Origin of the sequence: Vibrio sp. 10N.286.48.F5 (assembly GCF_041469785.1) — a bacterium.
Taxonomy (GTDB): domain Bacteria; phylum Pseudomonadota; class Gammaproteobacteria; order Enterobacterales; family Vibrionaceae; genus Vibrio; species Vibrio crassostreae_C.
The window spans coordinates 1-15470 of sequence record NZ_JBFRLG010000029.1; the positions used below are offsets into that span (position 1 = coordinate 1).

Annotated in this window: 18 protein-coding genes; 15 read left to right on the forward strand and 3 right to left on the reverse strand. The window is 45.1% G+C overall.

Translation table 11 applies throughout. From position 1 onward, the window contains the following. Positions 1 to 129: 129 nt before the first annotated feature. Positions 130 to 1356, reverse strand: coding sequence for a sodium/glutamate symporter (gene gltS / locus AB4185_RS15560; RefSeq protein WP_017060972.1), 1227 nt, complete (start codon positions 1354 to 1356; stop codon positions 130 to 132). 316 nt (positions 1357 to 1672) lie between these two features. Beyond that, positions 1673 to 2029 carry a YibL family ribosome-associated protein gene (locus tag AB4185_RS15565; protein WP_017060971.1) on the reverse strand — a complete coding sequence of 119 codons (357 nt, stop codon included), beginning with the start codon at positions 2027 to 2029 and terminating at the stop codon, positions 1673 to 1675. 326 nt (positions 2030 to 2355) lie between these two features. On the opposite strand from AB4185_RS15565, the gene AB4185_RS15570 reads away from it, so the two are divergent. Then, on the forward strand, positions 2356 to 3153 hold the full coding sequence (locus AB4185_RS15570) for a DUF4344 domain-containing metallopeptidase (RefSeq protein ID WP_102428128.1): 798 nt from the start codon (positions 2356 to 2358) through the stop codon (positions 3151 to 3153). A 113-nt stretch (positions 3154 to 3266) separates the two neighbouring features. On the opposite strand, the gene AB4185_RS15575 is transcribed toward AB4185_RS15570, so the two are convergent. Then, on the reverse strand, positions 3267 to 3653 hold the full coding sequence (locus AB4185_RS15575; protein ID WP_017060969.1) for a tautomerase family protein: 387 nt from the start codon (positions 3651 to 3653) through the stop codon (positions 3267 to 3269). A gap of 252 nt (positions 3654 to 3905) precedes the next feature. On the opposite strand from AB4185_RS15575, the gene AB4185_RS15580 reads away from it, so the two are divergent. The 14 genes from AB4185_RS15580 (at position 3906) to AB4185_RS15645 (ending at position 15288) form a co-directional block, all read left to right on the forward strand. Next, a complete protein-coding gene (locus AB4185_RS15580) occupies positions 3906 to 4526 on the forward strand; it encodes an LON peptidase substrate-binding domain-containing protein (RefSeq protein WP_017065084.1) in 621 nt (206 codons plus the stop codon). Positions 4527 to 4636: 110 nt separating this feature from the next. Beyond that, positions 4637 to 5284 carry a sigma-70 family RNA polymerase sigma factor gene (locus AB4185_RS15585; RefSeq protein ID WP_017060967.1) on the forward strand — a complete coding sequence of 216 codons (648 nt, stop codon included), beginning with the start codon at positions 4637 to 4639 and terminating at the stop codon, positions 5282 to 5284. Beyond that, on the forward strand, positions 5277 to 5957 hold the full coding sequence (locus AB4185_RS15590) for a ChrR family anti-sigma-E factor (RefSeq protein ID WP_372135631.1): 681 nt from the start codon (positions 5277 to 5279) through the stop codon (positions 5955 to 5957). Before AB4185_RS15585 ends, AB4185_RS15590 begins: the two co-directional genes overlap by 8 nt. A 174-nt stretch (positions 5958 to 6131) precedes the next feature. After that, entirely contained in the window at positions 6132 to 7079 is a 948-nt protein-coding gene (locus AB4185_RS15595) for a DUF523 and DUF1722 domain-containing protein (RefSeq protein ID WP_017060965.1), read from the forward strand. After that, the gene (gene phrB, locus AB4185_RS15600) at positions 7076 to 8521 is read left to right on the forward strand and encodes a deoxyribodipyrimidine photo-lyase (RefSeq protein ID WP_372135632.1); all 1446 of its coding nucleotides are present in this window, start codon (positions 7076 to 7078) and stop codon (positions 8519 to 8521) included. The genes AB4185_RS15595 and phrB overlap by 4 nt, the downstream gene beginning before the upstream one ends. A gap of 14 nt (positions 8522 to 8535) precedes the next feature. Continuing rightward, positions 8536 to 8967: a nuclear transport factor 2 family protein gene (locus AB4185_RS15605; RefSeq protein ID WP_017061283.1), complete on the forward strand. Its 432-nt coding sequence runs from the start codon at positions 8536 to 8538 to the stop codon at positions 8965 to 8967. Further along, positions 8967 to 9698: an SDR family NAD(P)-dependent oxidoreductase gene (locus tag AB4185_RS15610; RefSeq protein ID WP_019819978.1), complete on the forward strand. Its 732-nt coding sequence runs from the start codon at positions 8967 to 8969 to the stop codon at positions 9696 to 9698. Before AB4185_RS15605 ends, AB4185_RS15610 begins: the two co-directional genes overlap by 1 nt. Before the next feature lie 2 nt (positions 9699 to 9700). After that, positions 9701 to 10972 carry an NAD(P)/FAD-dependent oxidoreductase gene (locus AB4185_RS15615; RefSeq protein ID WP_102428126.1) on the forward strand — a complete coding sequence of 424 codons (1272 nt, stop codon included), beginning with the start codon at positions 9701 to 9703 and terminating at the stop codon, positions 10970 to 10972. Further along, positions 10969 to 11775 carry a DUF1365 domain-containing protein gene (locus AB4185_RS15620; RefSeq protein WP_372135633.1) on the forward strand — a complete coding sequence of 269 codons (807 nt, stop codon included), beginning with the start codon at positions 10969 to 10971 and terminating at the stop codon, positions 11773 to 11775. The genes AB4185_RS15615 and AB4185_RS15620 overlap by 4 nt, the downstream gene beginning before the upstream one ends. A 105-nt stretch (positions 11776 to 11880) precedes the next feature. Then, positions 11881 to 13161, forward strand: coding sequence for a class I SAM-dependent methyltransferase (locus AB4185_RS15625; RefSeq protein WP_372135634.1), 1281 nt, complete (start codon positions 11881 to 11883; stop codon positions 13159 to 13161). Next, positions 13139 to 13660 carry a DUF2878 domain-containing protein gene (locus AB4185_RS15630; protein ID WP_017061278.1) on the forward strand — a complete coding sequence of 174 codons (522 nt, stop codon included), beginning with the start codon at positions 13139 to 13141 and terminating at the stop codon, positions 13658 to 13660. Before AB4185_RS15625 ends, AB4185_RS15630 begins: the two co-directional genes overlap by 23 nt. 3 nt (positions 13661 to 13663) lie before the next feature. Then, a complete protein-coding gene (locus AB4185_RS15635; protein WP_372099596.1) occupies positions 13664 to 14239 on the forward strand; it encodes a chalcone isomerase family protein in 576 nt (191 codons plus the stop codon). After that, the gene (locus tag AB4185_RS15640) at positions 14236 to 14778 is read left to right on the forward strand and encodes a DUF3833 domain-containing protein (protein WP_017061276.1); all 543 of its coding nucleotides are present in this window, start codon (positions 14236 to 14238) and stop codon (positions 14776 to 14778) included. The genes AB4185_RS15635 and AB4185_RS15640 overlap by 4 nt, the downstream gene beginning before the upstream one ends. 246 nt (positions 14779 to 15024) lie before the next feature. Then, a complete protein-coding gene (locus AB4185_RS15645) occupies positions 15025 to 15288 on the forward strand; it encodes a hypothetical protein (RefSeq protein ID WP_017061275.1) in 264 nt (87 codons plus the stop codon). Positions 15289 to 15470: the final 182 nt, after the last annotated feature.

Sequence of the window (15470 nt, forward strand, 5' to 3'; positions counted from 1 at the left end):
TTAATTTTCCGGATTGGTATCAGGCAAGAAAACCTGGATAAACAAGAACAAAAAAAGCCAGTCAACAGACTGGCTTTCTTGTATTCATCTTAGTGCGATAAGCACATTGCGTTTAAGTAAAGGCGAACATTAACCGATAAACGAGATGTAACCCTGAAGGATAATCAGGTTAACGATATCGATAAAGAAGGCACCAACAATTGGCACCACCATGAACGCCTGTGGTGAAGGACCAAAACGGTTCACCAAAGAGCCCATGTTCATTACCGCTGTTGGTGTTGCACCTAGGCCGAAACCACAGTGACCACCTGCCATAACCGCTGCGTCGTAGTTAGAACCCATTACTTTGAACGTCACAAAGTAAGAGAAGATACCTAACACAACCGCCTGAACCGCCAGGATAACCAAGAACGGAATCGCAAGGTCAAATATGTTCCAAAGCTTAAGGCTCATTAGCGCCATTGCTAGGAACAGTGACAATGACACCGTACCAAGAATATCGACCGTTTCGCTGTCAGTCTTATGCAGCTTAGTCACTTCAAACACGTTAGTGATGAACACACCGATAAACAACGCGTAAACGAAGTCAGGAATCATCAACCAAGAAATTTCAAAAGTCGCCACCCACTGCTCTAGGTACTTCGCACCCGTGATACAGATAAGAAGGATGAACAACACTTCAATCACCTTCTTCGCCGTCACTTTGTCTTCTTCATACTCGTTGTAAGTAACAAGTTCAGGGAAGCGTTCATGTGTTTGCGTGCCAGTGCCGTACTCAGATTCAAGCTGGTTTTTATCAATCAGCTTTTGCGCCACTGGGCTACCGATAATACCACCGATGATCAAACCAAAGGTCGCTGAAGCCATCGCGATTTCTAGCGTATTTGCAATACCAAACGTGTCTGCAAAAGTTTGAGACCAAGCCGCGCCTGTGCCGTGACCGCCCGAAAGGGTGATAGAGCCAGCAATCAAACCCATCAAGGGTTCAAGGCCTAGTGCCGTAGCTAAGGTTACGCCTACACCGTTTTGGATAATGATGTAAACCGACGCTACCCCTAAGAATAGGAATACCTTAGCACCACCTTTTATCAGCTGCGTGTAGTTCGCCGCAAGACCGACCGTTGCAAAGAACATCAACATAAACGTGTTCTGCAGGGGCAAGGAAAACTCAAGATCAAGGCCGTTAAAGTGCAGGGCTGTAATAGCAAAAGCGACAATCAAGCCGCCGACAATGGGCTCTGGAATGTTGTACTTTTTGAGAATCGGAAGCTTTGCATTGACGAAATGACCTAGAAACAAAACACTAATCGCGATTAGGAAGGATTCTAGTGGTCCAATTGAAATTAATTGATTCATATAACCTCTATTTTTTTACGTTCTCATCTTCCCTAATGAGTCTAGTTTTATCTGTAATTATTTGTGCTGCTCTACCTATATTTATACAAACTGGAGAGAAAGTGTGGATTCGAAAAGCGAACACATTACTGCGATCGCTTAGTACCATGTTAGTAGCACGTTAACTTTTATAGGAGATAAAAGGATTTGTGACAACAATCACCTCCTAAAAGTTGAAAACGGCGTGAGTATCTATGCCGCTGACTCTGCTTTCTTAATACCTAAAAAAGCAAAAAGGAGCTATTTCTAGCTCCTCTTTCATCACCATCGCTGGTAATTAGAATTTTTTCGGTGCGTAACCAGTCATAACCTCAATGCGAAGTTCTTTACCGATCTTCGTCATTGGGTGAACAATTACGAGTCCTTTAACAGACTTTTTAAGTTTACCCATATCCGCTTGCTCAGCCTTAGTGATCTCACGGCTAAATGGCATATCAACCAGAGACTTACGCTCTTGGTTCACATCATAGCTTTCTTTGTGTTTAAGCTGGGCAATTTTCTTAGTTAGCTTCTTAATCTCTTCCTCGAACTGACGAACAACAGGACGATCATTACGAGTTTTAGCAGCATCTAACTTGTGGCGACACTTGTCTAGACGGTTGTTAATTTGTTGAAGTTCGTTTTTAACACTCATAATAATTTCCTAAGATTAAACAAGCCAATTCGGATTGGGGCGCGGAGTATAGCACAAGGGTTGTGTTGAACCGAAATTTATCTGTTAATTACCAATAGAAACGAATCACATCGACACCGCTCATTCAGCTTACTTATTCTTTGTGGCGAATCTCTAAGCGGATTATTCATTGATAGGATAGCGCCTACTTCAAAAATTGCAGTCCTCGATGCATCAAAATTCCGTCTAAACTTATACTCTAACGCAATAACTAAATCAGGGTACACAGCTTGGAGTTGTTACCCCCAGCACGACTCTGAATCGCAACGTAATCACAAGGATAGCCGATGACATTATTGAAACGAACATTGACCTGCAGCCTAGCCCTGAGTGCAATGTTTGCCACAACTTATGCATCTAGTGAACAAGCCACCCAAAGTAACCTAATCGTCGAGTACTCTACACCGCAAAATACCGAAGAAGAGCAGCTCAAACGAGAGATTCAAAGCAGTGGCGTTAATGACACCGTGGTCGACCTATCAAACCAACTCTTCATGTTTGAGAAGCCATTAACCATTCAATATGGCGGGGAAGAAGGACCACTCTACGATCCACAAACCCATCAAGTACTGATCCCTTACAGTTTTTACGCTGAGTCACTCAATTACTTTGAGAAGAACCAATACGAAAAAGAGTATGGGAAATCTGCGCAAACCGGCGCTATTGATACCTTGCTGCACACCCTGCTACACGAGACTGGGCATGCGTATATCGAAGATCAGAACATTGCCATATTGGGTAAAGAAGAAGATGCGGTTGATAACCTAGCAACCATGCTACTGCTTAACTACGTAGAGCATGGGGCCGACGCTGCTATCAGCGCTGCAGACATGTTCGCTTTCGAGTCAGAAGACCGCCCAGAGTATTACGACTTGGGGGAATACATCGACGAGCACAGTTTCGACCTGCAGCGTTACTTCTCCACGTTATGCTTGGTGTATGGCAGCGATCCCGATGCCTATAAGAACTTGCTCGATGAAGTGGAAAACGACTATTTGAAAGACAGAAAAGAGTTCTGCGTTGAGCACTTTGACGTGATCAATGAAAATTGGCATCAGTATTTAAAAAAGAGTGACGATGCTTAGATGCTTAAAGGTTAGTGTCGAGAACTAGGAAAACGGCTTTGGCATCAAATTCCAAAGCCGTCACTCGATAGATTGGCTTAAGTCTTACGTGTTAAGAGTTAAGAGCTTAAACCCTAGACGTTCACTTTGTACTTCAGATCTTGTGCTTCATCGCCCGTCATCCCTCGAAAACCCCAACAATGTGAAGGCTGCTCTTTAATGGTGATTTCAATATCAATCGGAGAGATAGAGAGCTGCTTTTCAATCTCAGAAAAGATCTTCTTGATTAGACGCTTTTTGGTGTTTACCGCTCGACCTTCCATCATGTTGATCTCAATGACGGTATAGGCTTCTGTTCTTCCTTCTGGGTAAAAGAAGTCATCCCGTTCCAATGGCACAAATCGATGTGCTCGCTTGTCATCGGGTAAACCCATTTCACTATTCAAGCACTGCTGCAACACATTAGAGAGCTGCAACTTAATTGGATTTAAGCACTCTTTGATACCATAAATAACAATCATGACCATTCCTTTGATGCGATGTTAGGTATAGAAGAACGTCAGATATAAGCATCGTCTGGCGACTACCCATTCGCTTACTATTTGTACATATATTACATAATGACGCGTATGAAAAAAGGTAAAAACAGTGAATTTATGAACAGGTGCAACAAAATACCTATCCCTTTACGAACATAAGCCGAAGCGAATTGATCGAACACCACCCTCCCCGCGTATATCTTCTCAAATCACATTTGAACTAAGGAGTACTATGTGCCGAATTCACCTAGGAAGACCACGCGGACAGACGCCGAACCAGAAACACCCGTAGAGTCTTCTCTGGAGCTCGCTGTGTTTCCCCTCCCCATCTTCCTTTTACCGGGAGGCAGACAAAGACTGCGCATTTTTGAGCCAAAGTATCTCGCGATGGTCGCTCACGCAGCGCAGGGCGATGGTTTCATTATCGCCACTCAAGACAAATCTAACTCTGATCATCTCAGCTCTTGGGGAACAAAGGTGACCATCGTCGACTTCAATATGTCGGACGACCAGATATTAGAAATTGATGTCGAAGGCGAAAAGTTGGTGCAATTGCATGGGTCGTTTCGAGACGATGATGACCTGATTAAAAGTAAGTTCAGCTTGTTGCCTCACTGGCCTACCGATGAATATAAAGTGCCTAACGTGTTTACCGCTTTTTTGGTTCAGTTGTTTCGCGACCACGATTCGATAAGAACACTCTATCCCACTCCTGATTTTGAGAGCCCACAATGGATCTGTGCGCGATTGCTCGAAATGATGCCTATCCCACTGGAAAAGAAAACAGAATTTACTGAGCCAGCCAGTTTTCCGTCTCTAGTTCCTTTTTTGAATCAAATCATTACGGGGCAATAAGCACTTTTCTTCACTATAATTTTGTATAGTAGAAATTAATTTAAATTAAAGTGATCCCGACTTTCTCCTTTCACGTAGTGCCCATCAAATTCGCATGATGGTTAGTTACTATGCAAGTGGAAAGCAGAAGTTCAGGGAACGGCAAGGAGCATGTCATTATTCCCGATAACAAAGTACCTACAGACAACAAAGTACCGACAGAGCTCTCGAGCTGGCTGGTGTTGGTTGGTACAGACCGAGACAAGCAGGCGTTCACCTGTTTGTTCAAGTTCTTCGCTCCTAAGATCAAGCGTTTTGGTATCAGTAAGTTGGGTGGCGAAGCTGCTGCAAACGAGCTAGTTCAAGACACGATGACTAATGTTTGGAAGAAAGCACATCTCTACAATGTAGATAAAGGCGCTGCGACCACTTGGGTCTACACGGTAATGCGTAATGCAGCATTCGACATGTTGCGCAAAGTGAAAGCGAAAGCCGAACAAACGATAGCCGACGATATCTGGCCAATCGATGCGATGGTAGCCGAGTCTCAAAGCGAAGATTTGCCATTCGGTGACCATTTGATGAGCCGACACGTAATGACTCAAATAGAAAAGTTGCCTCTCGCTCAGAAAACCATCGTCAAAGGCGTTTACTTTCAAGAGCTCTCTCAAGAGCAACTCGCTCAGCAACTTGGCGTCCCACTTGGAACAGTGAAATCACGTCTGAGACTCGCTTTAGCCAAATTAAAAGTTCACATGGGGGAACAAGACCATGATTAAACATCACCCAAACGCGGCAATCTTGAAAGACTTCGTCGATGGCACGTTGGCTGATTCAGTTTCTTTGATTGTTTCTAGCCATGTAGAGCTGTGTGAACACTGCCAACAACAAGTCAAGCAGCTTACAGCTGTAGCAGCGAATAATGCTTTTGACGCAGAGCCAGTATTCTCAAATGAAGATCTAGACAGCTTCTCAATGGACGACATGGACTTTGATTTTGACGCGATAGAGCAAATCACAGCTGATACTTCTCAGTCTGCTGAAGTGACTCCAGAGGTTCAGAAAGTAACTGTTGCTGACACGACATTCACAATCCCTCGCGCTCTAAACTCAGTAGCGAGAAAGGACTGGATGAACCTAGGCAAAATTTCACGAGCAAGACTCGATTTTGCTGACGAAGCACACCACACCAGCTTGTTGCACATCGACAAAGATGGACAAGTGCCTTGCCACACCCACAAAGGCTTCGAGATCACGCTTCTTCTAGAGGGCAGTTTCGAAGACGAAATGGGCGTTTACAACAAAGGTGACTTCATCTGGTTGGATGGCAATCACACTCATCAACCGGCAACAAAAGAAGGTTGTGTCTGTTTAACCGTTTCAAGTGATGCGCTTTACTTCACAAAAGGTGTGAGCCAACTATTCAATCCACTTGGAAAATATATCTATTAACCCAGTTGCAGGCTATAAATATACAGGATGGCATAAAGCTATCCTGTATATCGTCAATACATCTGAATAAAAACAACTACGGTGTCAAAGTAAAAACACACCCAGCTCTGTAAATACGATTAGCAATGTTGAACTATAAGAAAAAGCTCAGAGCAAGAGCAAAGGAGTTGGCCAATGGAAAAGAAAATCAAAATCGGTATCAGTGCATGTGTTGCTGGACATAAAGTACGTTTCGACACAGGTCATAAACGCTCTCGTTTTTGTACAGACGACCTAGCAGACTACGTGGAATTGGAACCTGTTTGCCCAGAGATGGCTGTTGGTCTTCCAACCCCTCGTCCAACCATTCGTCAAACAAGAATGCTAGATGACATCATCCATGTTTCTCGCCCTGATGGCTCAGGTGATGTGACCAACGAACTGATCGAGTTCGGTCAAAACTACTCAAAGAAAAACCAACACATTGCTGGCTTTATTGTGTGTCAAAAAAGCCCAACCTGCGGCATGGAGCGCGTGAAGGTGTACCACCACCATGGTCGCGGCTCTGAATCGACAGGCATAGGCATGTTCACCCAACAAATTATGGACGGCAACCCGTTACTTCCCGTTGAAGAAAACGGCCGCCTTAACGATCCCATTTTGCGTGAAAACTTCATGACTCGAGTGTTCACTTACCAAAAATGGCTCGATCTTGTGGATGAAGGTGTGACCAAGCACAAACTGATTCAGTTCCACAGCGCCCACAAATATCTAGTCATGTGTCACCACGTTGAGGGTTACAAAAGCTTAGGCAAACTGCTAGCGGGTAATGATTTAGATATCGACGAACTAGCGGCTCAATACATCGAAGGCTTGATGACGGCGTTGTCTCATCACGCGAATCGAGGCAGTCACGCCAATACGCTGCATCATTTGCAGGGTTACTTTAAAAAACAACTGAGTAGCGCTCACAAGCAAGAGCTGACCAACCAGATCGCATCATTCAGAGAGGGCGTTGTTCCACTGCTAGTGCCACTGACACTGATCAATCACTACCTGATGGAATACCCGAACGAATACCTAGAATCACAGGTTTACCTAAACCCGCACCCTCAAGAACTTAAACTGAGATACGGATATTGAGCGACATACTATGGATACGACGAGACCTGCGGATTCACGATAACCCAGCGCTCGTCGCGGCAGTTGAAAACGGCGTAACGACCGCCGTTTTCATTTCAACGCCTCAAACGTGGCGGCAACACCACCTTGCGCCGATCAAAGCTGATTTCATCTATCGTCATCTAAAACAACTCGATTCCCAGCTCGCTGAATTCGGGATCGATCTTCTGCACCTCAAAGCCACAGACTTTAACGATCAAGCCACTCAACTCATCAACTTGTGCAAACAGGTCAATGCGACATGTGTCTATGCCAATTCAGAGCCGGAAGTAGACGAGCAGTTACGTGACAAACGCTTAATCGCTAGCGGTATAAAACTGAAGATAACCGACTGCGATACGATTCTGCCATTAGGTAGCGTGCTGAATAAACAAGGCGAGATGTTCAAGGTTTTCACACCTTTCAAAAACGCATGGTTAAAAGAAGTGCAAGCGAAAGGCATCATTTGCAGCCACGCTCCAGTGCATTCAACAGGATCAGCGCAAGCAGGTTCATCTGAAACGGATTCGCTTCCGAATCCATCACAACTGAAACAATCGTTAAGTGGTTTTTCTGGCGAGTACGATTTCGACTTTCCGCGTGTTGATTCAAGCCGTTGGCCACTAAGCCAAGACGTCCTTGAGAGCGTGATCCCCAATTTCTTAGCCAATAAAGTTAACGATTATTCTCGCCTTAGAGACATTCCCTCGATAAAAGGCACGTCTGGACTATCCCCTTATTTAGCGATTGGCGCCGTGAGCCCACGTTGGTTAGCGATTCAATTGATTCAGCAGCAACCCGATCTGTTATTTGATACGCAATTACCGGCCTTTTGTTGGCTCAATGAATTGATTTGGCGAGATTTTTATAAGCATTTGATGTTCCACCACCCTAAACTGGTCAAAGGTGCTAACTTTCAGCAAAAATACAATGGTTTAGATTGGTATCACGATCATCCTAGCTTCAAAGCTTGGTGCGAAGGAAAAACAGGATATCCATTGGTTGATGCCGCAATGCGTCAACTGGTTGAAACGGGCTGGATGCACAACAGACTAAGAATGGTGGTGGCAAGCTTCCTAACCAAGCACCTGCTTATTGACTGGCGTTGGGGCGAGCGTTTCTTTATGTCGCACCTTATCGACGGAGACTTTAGTGCCAACAATGGTGGCTGGCAGTGGGCTTCAAGTACTGGCTGTGATGCTCAACCTTACTTCCGAATTTTCAATCCAATCACTCAGAGTGAAAAGTTTGATCCAAAAGGAATTTTTATTCGTAAGTACATACCAGAGCTGCAAAATATCCCAGATAAGCATGTACATTTCCCACATGACTTTATCGCTAAAAACGGAATAGACAGCGAATACTGGCAACCCATCGTTGAGCATAAAGAAGCACGATTGAGAGCCTTAGCCTTCTTCAAATAATTAGAGTGAATATTATGGATAACTCTCTATGGCTTGATAACTTTCTCAACATGTATCGAGAACTCGGAACCGACAATTTCGACGTGCTTAAGACGGTTTATCACCCTGATATTGAATTCCAAGATCCGCTGCATCATGTCAGCGGTATTTCGGCGCTTACGCACTACTTCGAGAACCTCTACACCCAAGTAACCAGCTGTTACTTTCATATCGAACACACTTTCGAAGCGAACGACGAAGCTTCCGTTTACTGGACGATGCAGTTTGCTCACAAGCAATTAAATGGGCAAAAGCCAATCGAAGTACAAGGGCACAGCCACCTTAAGATGCTCGACGGTCAAGTGGTCTACCACAGAGACTACCTCGACGTCGGCTCTATGTTGTACGAACACATTCCAGTACTGGGCTGCGCGATCAAATCCATCAAAAAGAGGGCGAGCCGATAATGCGTATTATGATTACAGGCGCGACCTCAGGTATCGGCCAATCCCTAGCTAAAGATTACGCTCAGCAAGGGCATCAGGTGATTGCTTGTGGCCGCAATCCAGACAAACTGCAAGCCTTAGTTGATTCTCACGATACAGACATCGCGCATTCATCAATTACACCGCTCTGTTTCGATCTGACTGATTACCACAACTTTCCAGAACTCGACCAAGACAAGCCGCTCGATCTGCTGATTTTAAATGCGGGTGATTGTGAGTACATCGACGACCCAGTGAATTTTGATGCCGAGCTTTTTGAGCGCGTCATCAACATAAACCTAATTTCAATTGGCTACGCCCTTAAAGCTTGGTTAAAAAACATCAAGCCCGGCGGCCGTTTGGTTTTAGTCAGCTCCAGCGCCAGCTTTTTACCTTTGCCAAGAGCCGAGGCTTATGGCGCTTCAAAGGCAGCCCTCACCTACTTAGGCAGAACACTTTCGGTTGATCTGGCAACGCACAACATTCATGTCTCAATTGTGCACCCAGGCTTTGTTGAAACGCCATTAACCGAGCGAAATACGTTCTCTATGCCTATGATTATTAGTAGTGAGGCCGCAACTCAGCGAATCGTAAATGGTATCGCTCAAGGAAAGAGTGAAATTGATTTCCCAAGACGATTCATCATGTTGATGAAGCTACTAAGAATGCTTCCAACTCCAGTTTGGCAAAAACTCGCTTCAAGGATGGTATAACAATGAAGAAAATCGCCATTATTGGTTCAGGTATCTCTGGACTCACTTGCGCGCATATATTAGATAAGCACCACGACGTAACAGTATTCGAAAAGAATGATTACGTTGGGGGGCACACCGCGACCGTTGATATTGAACATCAAGGCTCGGCGTTTTCGATAGATACAGGTTTCATCGTATTCAACGATCGAACCTACCCGAATTTCAATCAGCTTCTAGAACAACTCGATGTCGAAAGGCAACCGACTGAGATGAGCTTCAGCGTCCACAACACGACGACCAAGTTTGAATACAACGGCCACAGCATTAATTCGTTATTCGCGCAGAGGAGCAACATCTTCAAACCTCAGTTCTGGTCTTTAGTGTCTGACATTCTCAAGTTCAACAAGCTGTGTAAGGCTCAGTTTGAAAGCAATGAATTCACACCAGACGTTACCCTTGGCAGTTTCCTACGAGATAATCAATTTTCCGACTTTTTCAGCCAGCACTACATCTTACCGATGGGCGCGGCGATTTGGTCAACAAGCTTGGAAGAAATGGAAGAGTTTGAGCTCAAGTTCTTCATTCAGTTTTTCTACAACCATGGATTGCTCGATATCGCGAACCGTCCTCAGTGGTATGTGATACCAAAGGGATCGCGTTCTTATGTTGAAATCATCCTTTCACGCCTAAGTAAGACTGTTGCACTGAATACATCGATTAAACAAGTGACTCGCCAAGAAACAGGCGTCACGATTGAATTTGAAGATGGCAGCGCACAAGGTTTCGACGAAGTAATCTTTGCTTGCCACTCAGACCAAGCCTTACGCTTGCTTGGTGATGCAACAGAACAAGAGCAACAGGTACTGGGCGAGATCCCATACAGCCGCAATGAAGTGGTTCTGCACACCGATACTCGCTTGTTACCAGACAGAAAACTGGCTTGGGCAAGCTGGAACTACATGTTGGATGGCGACAGTAAACGACCTGCCTGTGTCACGTACAACATGAACATTCTGCAAGGCATCGAAAGCCAAGACACCTTCTGTGTCACCTTGAATCAAAGCGAAGCCATCGACCCAGAAAAAATTATTCGCAGCTTTGTTTATCATCACCCGGTACTTAATTCGAACACGGTCGAAGCTCAGCACAAGCGTGAGCAAATCTGTGGCAAAAACCAGACGCACTTTGCTGGCGCTTATTGGTATAACGGCTTCCATGAAGACGGTGTCCACAGTGCACTCGATGTGACCAAACGCTTCGGTTTAGATTTGAGTACGAGTTCAGCCCTATGAACAGTCAAACCCTGACACCCGAGATGGGGATCGCATCCGAAAAGAGTGAAGAGCTCAGCGGTATCTATTGGGGTAACGTCAGACATCGCCGCTTTGGCGACATCACTCATGAGTTCAGCTATCAGCTGTATATGATGGGGTTAGATCTTGATGAGCTGCCCCAAACCACAGGGCGCAGTTCGCTGTTCGGAACTCGTTGGTACAACCCGATTCGCTTTGTCGAATCGGATTATCTCGCTGAAAAAAAAGAAAATGTCACCACGGATGAACCAAAATCACTTAAGCAACGTATAGCTTCCAAAGTGCAACAACTTGGTGGGGTTTGGTCTGATTCAAACCGTGTGACGATGCTGGCTCAGTGCCGCTGTTTAGGCATCTACTTCAGCCCAATCAACTGTTTCTTCTGTTATGACGAGACTGGAGATTGTAAGTACATGTTGGCTGAGGTGAGTAACACGCCTTGGCGAGAAAGACACTACTATCTCATCGACATGCACCAAGAATTGAAGGTAAAAAAAGAGTTTCACGTTTCGCCGTTCATGGATTTGAACATGACTTATTTTTGGAAGATTAAGCCACCAGCGAAACGCACGTTAGTTCACATCGAAAGCCGCCGAGACGACAAGCTTTTCGATGCGACACTAGCCCTGACGAAGCAGTCAGTAACCAAGACAAACATTAGACGAACGGTATTCAAGATTCCGGCGATGACGATAAAAGTCGTGATGGGAATTTATTATCAGGCTCTCAAATTATTCCTGAAAAAAGTACCGTTTGTGGCGCATCCAGACTCAACGTCTTAAGCGCACATGAAAGAACTCAATTGAAGCTTGGGTTCGCTCCAATCAAGGAGCAGAACTCAGCTTAGTTGGCACAAAATATTAGAATGAGTTATCAGCGAGGTTTACATGGAACAGCTTGCCAAACAAAACAACAATATTGAACAACAAGCTAAAGCCGTTGCTGTTTCAAGCAACTGTAAATATCGAGCTTTAATCTTCAAGGTGTTAGAAAGCCTGCAATTCGCGACGCTCGAGATCATTGAGCGCGACCAGCATTCGGTGTTCGGTGATCGAGAAGCAGACTTGAAAGGTCGAATCGTGATTCATGATGCGACCTTTTTTAGAGATGTGGTCATCAACGGCAGTATCGGCGCATCTGAAGCGTACATCGATGGTAAATGGACCAGCCCAAATCTAACGCGTGTGATTAAAATCATGGCTCGTAACCAAGCCCAATTGGATGAGCTTGATGACAAGACACAATGGATTTCTCGCATCAAAAACCTATTGCTGCGTCGTAAGAATGCCAACACCGAGCAAGGCTCTAAGCGAAATATTCTCGCCCACTACGATATTGGCAACGAGCTGTATGAGCGCTTCTTAGATAGCTCGATGCAGTACTCTTCCGCAATCTACAGCGAAGACGCAGAAACCTTGTCGAAGGCTCAACAAAACAAAATGAAAACCATCTGTGAGCGACTAGAACTGTCTGAGAAAGATAGCGTGGTCGAGATAGGCACAGGGTGGGGCGGCTTAGCCATCTTCATGGCGCAACACTACGGTTGCCACGTCACCACTACCACGATCTCAGATGCCCAACATGCACTTGCTGAACAGAGAGTAAAAGCGCTTGGTTTAACCGACAAAATCACCCTGCTCAAAGAGGATTATCGCAATCTCACTGGTGAGTATGACAAGTTGGTTTCGATCGAGATGATAGAGGCGGTCGGACATGAGTATCTACAAACCTTCTTTGAAAAATGTTCCTCGCTACTTAAGCCCTCAGGCAAGATGCTGATTCAAGCAATTACTATTGCTGACAGCCGTTACGACAAATACCGCAAAGGTGTCGACTTTATTCAGAAGTACATCTTCCCCGGCGGTTGCCTACCTTCTGTTTCAGTGATGACCCAACACCTTGCGACCAGCACCGACCTTGTGGTTCAAGAAATTGATGACATTGGCCTGCACTACGCTCGAACGCTGAATGATTGGAACATCGCCTTTGAAAATAGTTGGGAAGAGCTAGAGTCTCTCGGCTATTCAGAAGAGTTTAAACGCTTATGGACCTTCTACTTCTGCTACTGTGAAGGCGCATTCAAAGAGCGCGTGATCAGCACTCACCATGTAGTCGCAAGAAAACCTCGTTACTTTGGAGCAAAAGATGAAGCGGTTTTGGATTATTAATCTCGTACTGTTTCAAGCGACCTGGGTTTGCAGTGCTTTCTTTACCGCGCAAGCCCCGTTCGTCACACCACTGATTGTAGTGGTTCACTTCCTTCTATCACCGACTCGCAGTAGCGATTTGAAGATACTCATTTTATTACCATTGGGGCTATTGCTTGATAGCCTCTTACTCCACTTCGGCGTGTTTGCCGTCGACTCTGAAATTGCTAATCAATCGTGGTTCCCGGTGTGGCTTGTCTGCCTGTGGATCATGTTCTTAATCAGTTTTAACCACAGCCTAAATTGGCTATTAAAATGCTCGAAAGTGATCTTGTTTGTCATAGGGTTCGTAGCAGGTACTAGTAGTTATTGGGGAGGCATCAAAGCTGGTGCTCTTCTTACTACTTGGCCAGATGCATCGGTAGTTGCTGCCCTTGCAATAAGTTGGGGGATTTTGTTGCCCTTACTGGTGGCCGCCTACTCCAACTTAATACAACCTAAAATGGCAATAACGAGGTGACTTATGGCTTATCCACGCAACCCGACACAAACGTTCAAACCTGAGCGCGGTATTGTTCGCACTCATCAGCAAGCAAAAAACACACTTCTAAGCTTTATTACTCTCTCGTTAATCTTTGCTGCGCTGTTATTTGCCGGAAATGCTAAAGCCTCTGCTGTCGATGATCTGAACAAACGTGGTGAAGGTGAAATGAGTTACCTGTTTTGGACTCTCTACTCCGCAGAATTCTACGCGACTCCAACCAACTCTGAACGAGCCTTAAAGCTTGAGTATTACCGCTCTATCGATAGCAAAGACCTCGTAGACGCTACCGAAGATCAGTGGAACAAGCTTGGCTATTCTAATAGCAACATTCAACGTTGGTTGAAACCCTTGTACGCGATGTGGCCGAACGTGGAAGAAGGAAGCACACTCACGATTCGTGTCGCTGAAGATAACGTGAGTCGCTTTTATTTCGATGAACAACCGATCGGCATCATTCAAGACAAGCAATTCGGCGAAGCCTTTCTAGCGATTTGGTTATCTGAAAACACCTCTGAACCCGGTCTTCGTAAACAACTTTTAGGTTTGAACAAATGAATCCAAAAACAACAATAATAAAATTCGCTCTGGCATTTTTTTCACTCACTTGGCTAGTGGGCTGTGGCTCTGCAAGTTTAGAAGACCATGTCGACACTACGCCAGAGCTCAAGCTTGAAACCTTTTTTAATGGCGAATTAATGGCCTACGGCATGGTGCTCGACCGCTCTGGTAACCTACTGCGCCGCTTTGATGCCAAGCTTATCGCAACTTGGGACGGTGACAATGGAGAAATAAAAGAGTGGTTCTCTTTTGCTGATGGCGAGCGCTCAACTCGCGTTTGGAATCTGATAAAAACCGGCGAAAACACCTATTCTGGGACTGCCAACGATGTCGTCGGAACCGCTTATGGTGAGACCCAAGGTTCAGCGCTGTATTGGAAATATGATCTAGAAATTGAAGTAGACGGCAGCACCTATGAAGTGGTGCTCGATGATTGGATGTTCTTGATGGACGACAAGCGCTTATTCAACAAGACTGAGATGTCCAAGTTTGGCTTTAAAGTCGGAGAGGTCATCTTATACATAGAGAAGATTTGATTTAGCTGCCGTTTCTGATTCTTAGTTTCAAATCGATGACTACATCTCCAGTACGTAACAAAACAGCCCACAACGAAAATTGTGGGCTGTTTTGTTTGATCCCTCGAATAGCATACCTGCATGCTCAAGCCATTGTGCTAAGATGCGCCACCAGCATACAAATGGACTAGACTGACACTAAGCAGTCCCCATTTGTTTCGCTAAGCGTAGATTCCCTACCATGAATAATTGAAAAGGCTTTAAAGCATGAGCAAGTTGACCTCAGCGGAGCGTAAAGCTCGCGACAATGAACGTTTCTCACAACGCGTAAACGACCGCAGAGAAAAAGGTGAAGACGTAGTTGCTTACGCACTGACCAACAAAAAAGCTGTAAAATTCCTGACTAAGTCAGAGAAAAAACGTTTCAACGAAACGAGAGCGACTCTGCAAGAAGAGAAGCGAGTGAAAGAACAAGAAGAGCTTAACCGAATCGAAGACGCGTTCACGATCAAACAGTTCGACGACGAATAATCACTTATGATTACTCAAAAGCGCTGGCTCTATGCCGGCGCTTTTACTTGTTAGTTCGTTGTTTTTTAACGCTGTTATTTCTTGCTAAACCCGTCGATTCTTAACGGCTTTCCCCCACTCTCTTAGCTCAGCCTTACCGCTCGACCGATCACCCAAGCTATTAACCTATCAACCTATCAACC

Bases quoted from the DNA above. Each gene is read 5' to 3' on its own strand.
- gltS (WP_017060972.1), bottom strand. From the start codon at position 1,356: ATGAATCAATTAATTTCAATTGGACCACTAGAATCCTTCCTAATCGCG.
- AB4185_RS15570 (WP_102428128.1), top strand. From the start codon at position 2,356: ATGACATTATTGAAACGAACATTGACCTGCAGCCTAGCCCTGAGTGCA.
- AB4185_RS15645 (WP_017061275.1), top strand. From the start codon at position 15,025: ATGAGCAAGTTGACCTCAGCGGAGCGTAAAGCTCGCGACAATGAACGT.
- AB4185_RS15635 (WP_372099596.1), top strand. From the start codon at position 13,664: ATGGCTTATCCACGCAACCCGACACAAACGTTCAAACCTGAGCGCGGT.
- AB4185_RS15610 (WP_019819978.1), top strand. From the start codon at position 8,967: ATGCGTATTATGATTACAGGCGCGACCTCAGGTATCGGCCAATCCCTA.
- AB4185_RS15605 (WP_017061283.1), top strand. From the start codon at position 8,536: ATGGATAACTCTCTATGGCTTGATAACTTTCTCAACATGTATCGAGAA.
- AB4185_RS15575 (WP_017060969.1), bottom strand. From the start codon at position 3,653: ATGATTGTTATTTATGGTATCAAAGAGTGCTTAAATCCAATTAAGTTG.
- AB4185_RS15620 (WP_372135633.1), top strand. From the start codon at position 10,969: ATGAACAGTCAAACCCTGACACCCGAGATGGGGATCGCATCCGAAAAG.
- AB4185_RS15595 (WP_017060965.1), top strand. From the start codon at position 6,132: ATGGAAAAGAAAATCAAAATCGGTATCAGTGCATGTGTTGCTGGACAT.
- AB4185_RS15625 (WP_372135634.1), top strand. From the start codon at position 11,881: ATGGAACAGCTTGCCAAACAAAACAACAATATTGAACAACAAGCTAAA.
- AB4185_RS15615 (WP_102428126.1), top strand. From the start codon at position 9,701: ATGAAGAAAATCGCCATTATTGGTTCAGGTATCTCTGGACTCACTTGC.
- AB4185_RS15590 (WP_372135631.1), top strand. From the start codon at position 5,277: ATGATTAAACATCACCCAAACGCGGCAATCTTGAAAGACTTCGTCGAT.
- AB4185_RS15630 (WP_017061278.1), top strand. From the start codon at position 13,139: ATGAAGCGGTTTTGGATTATTAATCTCGTACTGTTTCAAGCGACCTGG.
- AB4185_RS15565 (WP_017060971.1), bottom strand. From the start codon at position 2,029: ATGAGTGTTAAAAACGAACTTCAACAAATTAACAACCGTCTAGACAAG.
- AB4185_RS15640 (WP_017061276.1), top strand. From the start codon at position 14,236: ATGAATCCAAAAACAACAATAATAAAATTCGCTCTGGCATTTTTTTCA.
- AB4185_RS15585 (WP_017060967.1), top strand. From the start codon at position 4,637: ATGCAAGTGGAAAGCAGAAGTTCAGGGAACGGCAAGGAGCATGTCATT.